Source organism: Trichocoleus sp. DQ-A3 (assembly GCF_039961975.1).
GTDB lineage: Bacteria > Cyanobacteriota > Cyanobacteriia > Cyanobacteriales > FACHB-T130 > FACHB-T130.
Map to the genome: position 1 here is coordinate 46,839 of NZ_JAMPKC010000030.1, position 6,505 is coordinate 53,343.

Genomic DNA, 6,505 nt, shown 5'->3' on the forward strand with positions numbered 1-6,505 from the left:
TCCTTATGCTCAGCATGGTGAATAGACACTCAGCGCCATGCCCCTTGCTTCACCAGATATTGGAGTTGCTCTCTAAAACTATATGTCGCTTGTTGAGGGTTAAATAGACATTTCTAAAAACCCTCAATATGGCAAAGACTAAAGCCAATTCCCAACTAGAACGTAAGGTGCCCAGTAGTAGGGAGCTTTGTATTGCTTAAATAGAGCTTGCTGAGCTTGATGAAGTGCCTCAGATTTTGTCAATTCAGGCTTAGTTAACTCCTTGTAGAACTGCTCCATCAGTTCAGATGTCGAGCGATCGCTAACTTGCCATAGCGTTGCTAGCGTACTGCGTGCCCCTGCCCGCACGGCTATTCCAGCCAATCCCAAAGTTGCTCGGTTATCTCCCTTAGCTGTCTCGCAAGCACTGAGGACAAGTAATTCGATGATATTTGATGAGCTTTGATTGTTAACCCGGAGCAAGTTATTTAAATTATTGCTATCGAGCAGGCGATCGTAAGTCAGAATAAACGTTTCTTCGGGATTAGAACTGAACTTGCCATGAGTGGCAATATGAACTATGGAAAAAGCTCCTGAATTAATTTGCTGTTCGAGATTTCCTTCAGTAAATTTTGGATTCAGCAGCGATTCTGAAGGGGCTATATTCTTAATTTGCTGCAATTCTTGTACTACGTTAGGAAGCTTTTCAAACTTTCGTCCTCCAAATTGCCGTTGTTCGCTTACTCCCGCTGTTAAAACTTTTAAGCGTTCTCGCTGCAAAGGTCGGAGGTCGAAAAGCTGCAAACCTGGAACTACGGCGAGGGCATACGGCTTCTGCATCAGATACTCTTGTCGTTTGCCATCATAGAGAACTGACATGGGAATATTTCGCAGAACTCCATCTAGGACAAATACTACAGTTTTGACTTCGCTGCTATTATTTTCCAAATCTTTTTCTAGAGGTTCTATCAACCAGTTGTATACCCGTGTAGCCTTTTCTATAACGTCTTCTGGCCGGTTGCGTTTAAGGATGTTAGAGCGCAGTTCGCTCGCCGTTTCTTCTACCTCAATTTGTTTGACTAGAGTGACAGAATGCTTTAGAGGTTGCCCTGGCAATTGGGAAATAACCGCTAATCGGTCTTCCAAAATAATTGGATAAATATAGGCTGCTTTCCGGTCTATCTTGTCAATATCCTGCGTCAGCCGTACTGTCGGCGAAAGGTTACAGTTGATAAAATTTTCAAGTTCGGCTAAGCGGAGGGAGTCAATTGCCTCAATCGCTTGCTTGAGATTTTCTTGGCTTGGTTCTGAGTTTCCTTTAGCACTCAATAGCAAATCGACTAATTTGCGGTGAACGGGTTCGACATTATCCCGAAAGGAAAATTGTTCGTCGGAATTGATAGTAAGCAAATCGCTGCGAACGGATTTAAGAGTTTTAACCGCTTCTTGATAGGTAGCGATCGCTCTATTTATATCCCCCTGTTTTTCCCATAAACGCCCCATCTGCCATTCCCAGCGGTAGCGAATATCAGGAGCTTGAATTTCCTCAGCTAGCAGGAGAGCTTGCTGAGTATAGTCTTGAGCAGCGCTCGATTGCGCGGTCAGCTCGTACAATCCACCCAATTGACCAAGAGCATAGGATTCCGCTCTGCGGTCTTTTAAGCTACGAGCTTGTTGGATAGCTGTTGTTAATATCTGCGTAATCTCTGGCAACGAGGGAGGGGTTGTGGCAGCGCTTGGCTCAGAAAAGCCTTCTCTAAGCTTCAACGAGCGCTCGGAATTGATGCAGGAAAGCGAGTTTTTGCCAACAAAACCAGGCTGGAGACAAGTCAGGTTCTGGGCAAAGTTAAGTCGGGCGTAGATATTTGTTTGACTCGGAGGCAAGCTAGCAATCGCAGTTTGGATTGTCGAGCCGAGTTGCGCTGCCTCTGACAATTTCCCAGTTTCTACTAAGAGACTTAGCCGATTCAACTCAGCTTGGAGTCGGAGGTTGGGTAAATTGGCTGCCTGTTGATAATATGCGATCGCATCCCGAATATGCTCTTGAGCATCTTTCACGTTGCCGATTGCGATCGCTCTATTACCTAAAGCGCGTTCGGTATTAGCCAATTCGAGCAAAGTAGAACCCCGAACTTTAGAAAGTTGAAATTCTCTCTCCACGATTGCCCAACTTTGCTGCAAAACCTCACGAGACTTTTTCAACTCGCCAACTCGTCTGAAAGCTTCACCGAGACTCTGCAATCCAGTTGCCTTGAGGTTCGGATCTGATTGCTTTAGGAGGATTTGTTCGACCTGTGTTAATGCCGCTTCCGCCTGACTGCTTAATCCTAATGCTTGCAGCGCTTGAGCTTGGTTGATCGCGCTACCAATGACACCCGTTTCATTGCCAGCTTTTTTATAAGTAGCTGCTGCTTTCTTCCACGTTTCTAGAGCCTCCGACCACTGCCCTTTTGTCGCTTGCAAGCGACCTTGAGTGTTCAAAGCTTTAGCAAAAACGTCTAAGTAATCTTGGGTATTAGTCGTATTTTGCCGCTCGTTTAGCAGTTTGAAGCTGTTAGCGATCGCTTTTTCTGCTTCCTGCAACTCTCCTAGATGCTGATAAGCCAACGAAAGATAGCGCAGCACCAGCCCTTGGTTCAAACTATCTCCTTGGTTTGCAAATGCAGAAGCCGCCTGACCGAAGAATCCTATTGCCTCTGAATACTGTTCGGCATCATAAAGTTCTAGACCCTGTTGCAGTAACAACTGGGCATTTGAGGTTTGAAAATTAACTTGAGAACTTCCTTCAACTCGTTGAGCTAAAACAGCCGGGATATATAAAGTTGTAATGAGTGCCAACGGTGCTAGAAGAATTAGTCCTAGTATCCGCTGGTACGCCTTGAGTGATGCAAACTTCACTAAGCGTTGGATGCAATCCCAAAATATAAGTAATTTTCTGCTCATCTGCTTGTTCTCAACTGTGAAATCAAACAGTCACAGGTAGCTAATGTAGGCGACAGCCACGTTGGGACTGAGTGGCGGGCATTTGGGCAACGAGGACAATCTTTCCGTTATCGTTAACGCTCCACCCTTGGGCTTCTACAATTTGGTCAGGTGGAAGTGGTGGCGAGGCAGAAGCGCTAGCATCTGTCGAGTTCTCAACCCTCCGCACTGGTGGTAGCACATCTTCCCAAATCTTATTGCTGCTAATCGGTTCGTAAGGATTAGGTGCTAAGCCTCCTCTACCCGTACTGAAAAACCCTATAGCCGCCTGTTTTCCACCTGCTTGGCACCCCTGTGCAACTTCCACATTCGCTGGCTCAACTGGCAACTCGGCTAACCCCTGGCTGGGATCGACATCCGGTGTGTTGATTTCTACGGTTCCTGAAAGCCCAAACTCGGAACTGGCAGTGATGTCACTACTCTGTGCTGTCGGTTGTTCTCGAAATTGGATGCCAAAGATGCCTTGAGCAGTGATTTTGACTTTGCCGCCAGTACCTGTGTATGCGTTTGCGGTAATATCGCTATTTTCTGAAGGAACGGCGACGATGAATGGGGCGTTGATGGTGATGTTACCACCGTTTCCACCAGCCTTGGCAGTGCCTGCATTAGTTGATATTTGACTGTTGTGGCGCAATAGCAATAAGTCCTGCACCTGTAGCGTAATATTGCCGCCATTACCCGATGCAGTTTCTGCTGTTAGTTTTCCTTGGTTCTCAAGTAGGATAAAGTCAGCCTGAATATCTAGGTTTCCTACATTACCCTGTCCAAAGCTGCTGACATTCAGCTCTCCATTATTAGTCACAGACAGTGTTTTGGTAGTGATGTCGATACCACCTGAGTTGCCGACGCCGTTTTTTACCACCCTACTGTTGATGAAACTCCTATCCAAGGAGATGGTATCGCTGGCTCGAATAATTATCTCACCGGAATTTCCTGTGCCCTCGGTAGAGGCAGTGAGTCCCGATTCATTCACTAGAGACAGGATGCCTGTGGTCATATCGATGCCGCCCGAGCTGCCTGCGGCGTTCTTTTCTACTTTGCTGGTGATGATACTTCCATTTACTAAAGAAATAGTATCGCTGGCACGAACGATCACCTGACCTGCATTTCCCTGTCCCCGAGTGTTGGCGCTCAATGAGGCTCCATTGTTCAGAGAAAGCGAGCCAGTGGTAATTTTGATATTGCCTGCATTACCCTTTCCCAGGGTGTTGGCATTCATTGAGGCGTCATTGTTCAGAGAAAGTGAGCCTGTGGTGATGTTGATGCCCCCTGAGTTGCCGATGCTGTCTTTTACCACCCTACTATTGATGAAACTCCCATCCAAGGAGATGGTATCGCTGGCTCGAATAATTATCTCACCGGAATTTCCTGTGCCCTCGGTAGAGGCAGTGAGTCCCGATTCATTCACTAGAGACAGGATGCCTGTGGTCATATCGATGCCGCCCGAGCTGCCTGCGGCGTTCTTTTCTACTTTGCTGGTGATGATACTTCCATTTACTAAAGAAATAGTATCGCTGGCACGAACGATCACCTGACCTGCATTTCCCTGTCCCCGAGTGTTGGCGCTCAATGAGGCTCCATTGTTCAGAGAAAGCGAGCCAGTGGTAATTTTGATATTGCCTGCATTACCCTTTCCCAGGGTGTTGGCATTCATTGAGGCGTCATTGTTCAGAGAAAGTGAGCCTGTGGTGATGTTGATGCCCCCTGAGTTGCCTACGCCGTTCTTGACCACCCTGCTGTTGATAAAGCTTCCATCCTGCAAGGAGATGGCATCGCTGGCACGAATGATTATCTCACCGGAATTTCCTGTACCCTCGGTGGAAGCAGTTAGTCCAGCTTTATTCACCATAGACAGGGTTCCTGTAGTAATGTCGATGCCCCCTGAGCTGCCCACGGCGTTCTCTTCCACTCTGCTGGTGATGAAACCTTCATCCCACAAAGAAATGGTATCGCTGGCACGAACGATTACCTGACCTGCATTTCCCTGTCCCAGAGTGTTTGCCTTCAGTGAGGCTTGATTAGTAAGCGAAAGTGAGCCAGTGGTAATTTTGATATTGCCTGCATTACCCTTGGCGTTCTTATCTACCTGAGTTTCTACTTTACTCCCATCCAAAGAGACTGCATCAGAAGCATTAATTTCCACATCTCCCGCCTGAGCCTCCGGTGTTCCTAAATTTTTTTCTATTCCAGCTGTAAGCTTACTTCCTTCCGAGGCTTTAAAGTTACGAGCATGAATTCCAATAAAGCCTCCACCTCCAGCACCCACATCAACAGAACTATAATTAGTAAGAGACACATCTGCTCGCGCTACATTATTAGGAAAGTTCAAACTGCCATTTTCCTTGAGTTCAACTTCCCCGGCTACAGATAATCCTCCTAGCTCAAGTCGTCCTCCCGGTGCTGTTAGTTTCGTTTTCTGTAAGCGAATCTCACCGCCTACCAGAACTAAATTTTGATTTGGTTCGACTTTTAGATTAGACCCCTCCACCTCTACACTGGCAGGATTGTCCCTCAATTGCAAACCAATAGGCGTGTTTACTGTCAGGAGGGGTTTTGGTTGAGTATTTGTAGCGCTAAATTCTATACCATTGTTAAACAGCAAAGTATCGGCGGTACTTGCTAGAAACGAACCTCCTATATCTAGTTTGGCTTTGGAACCAAAGATAATTCCTGCTGGATTGATCAGGAATAAGCTAGCACCGCCATTAGCTTTAATCAAACCATTAATGTTAGAGACGGATGAACCTGTCACACGGGTCAATATGCTCTCAATAGCCCAACCATTGTTGAAGTATGCCGTACTCCCATTAATTACAGAAAACTCTTTAAAGCTGTGGAACAGGTTGTTTCCTGCTACTGTTCCCCCAGTAATAGTGCTAACTTTCCCCTTGGTTGTAACCGTGGAATTGTTAGGTAAAGTGGCATCGGGGACAATTTGAGCCACGCTGGGGGTTGCCGTCACTAGACAGCAGAGGGCAATCCCATTAGTAATCCAAAACGAGTAAATATTCTTTCTGCTAGAGAAATTGCCCACCATACATTTATACAAGGGCAGAACTTGCCTTTTTGGGTAATCCTACTTAAACATTACTCAGAGTTTACCTAAGGCCCCTATAAATTTACATTTTGAAATTTAACAAATTAGATGAATTGATAGTTTCGCTAATTTCTGGAGTCTATGTATAAAATGTTTCATAAACTAGAAGGTGTATCCTTAATAAGGAGTCAGTAATAATTAGTAATTTATAAATTACCTGCAAATAGGACTAAGTAAGTAAAGAATTATAGAAAATAGCTCAACACTGTTCTAAATTTAACTTACCCAGAAGTTACCATCAATATTTAGTAATAGTTTTTGCTTGGTACGAATTGTAAGATTTTTCATTAATAGGAGAAGTTTTGGTATTCCACTTTATAGTATTTCTTATCGGGACTTAAACAGATTTCAAGCCCAAATAAAACCCAAAGCAGCTTTATAGGCTGAGAATACATCTCGATTAGCGTTCACCCACTCCATAAAACGGAAAGACATCGCTGTCCGAAA

At 45.3% G+C, this 6,505-nt stretch carries 2 protein-coding genes; both read right to left on the reverse strand.

The genetic code is table 11. The features are described from left to right. Positions 1-138: 138 nt before the first annotated feature. Positions 139-2,922 (reverse strand): CHAT domain-containing protein, encoded by a 2,784-nt coding sequence (locus NDI44_RS25175; RefSeq protein ID WP_190413931.1) that lies wholly within the window; start codon positions 2,920-2,922, stop codon positions 139-141. A gap of 40 nt (positions 2,923-2,962) precedes the next feature. Next, positions 2,963-5,998, reverse strand: coding sequence for a filamentous hemagglutinin N-terminal domain-containing protein (locus NDI44_RS25180; RefSeq protein ID WP_190413934.1), 3,036 nt, complete (start codon positions 5,996-5,998; stop codon positions 2,963-2,965). Between the last annotated feature and the right edge of the window lie 507 nt (positions 5,999-6,505).

Excerpts from the sequence above, each read along its gene's own strand:
- NDI44_RS25175 (WP_190413931.1), bottom strand. The coding sequence starts at position 2,922 with ATGAGCAGAAAATTACTTATATTTTGGGATTGCATCCAACGCTTAGTG.
- NDI44_RS25180 (WP_190413934.1), bottom strand. The coding sequence starts at position 5,998 with ATGGTGGGCAATTTCTCTAGCAGAAAGAATATTTACTCGTTTTGGATT.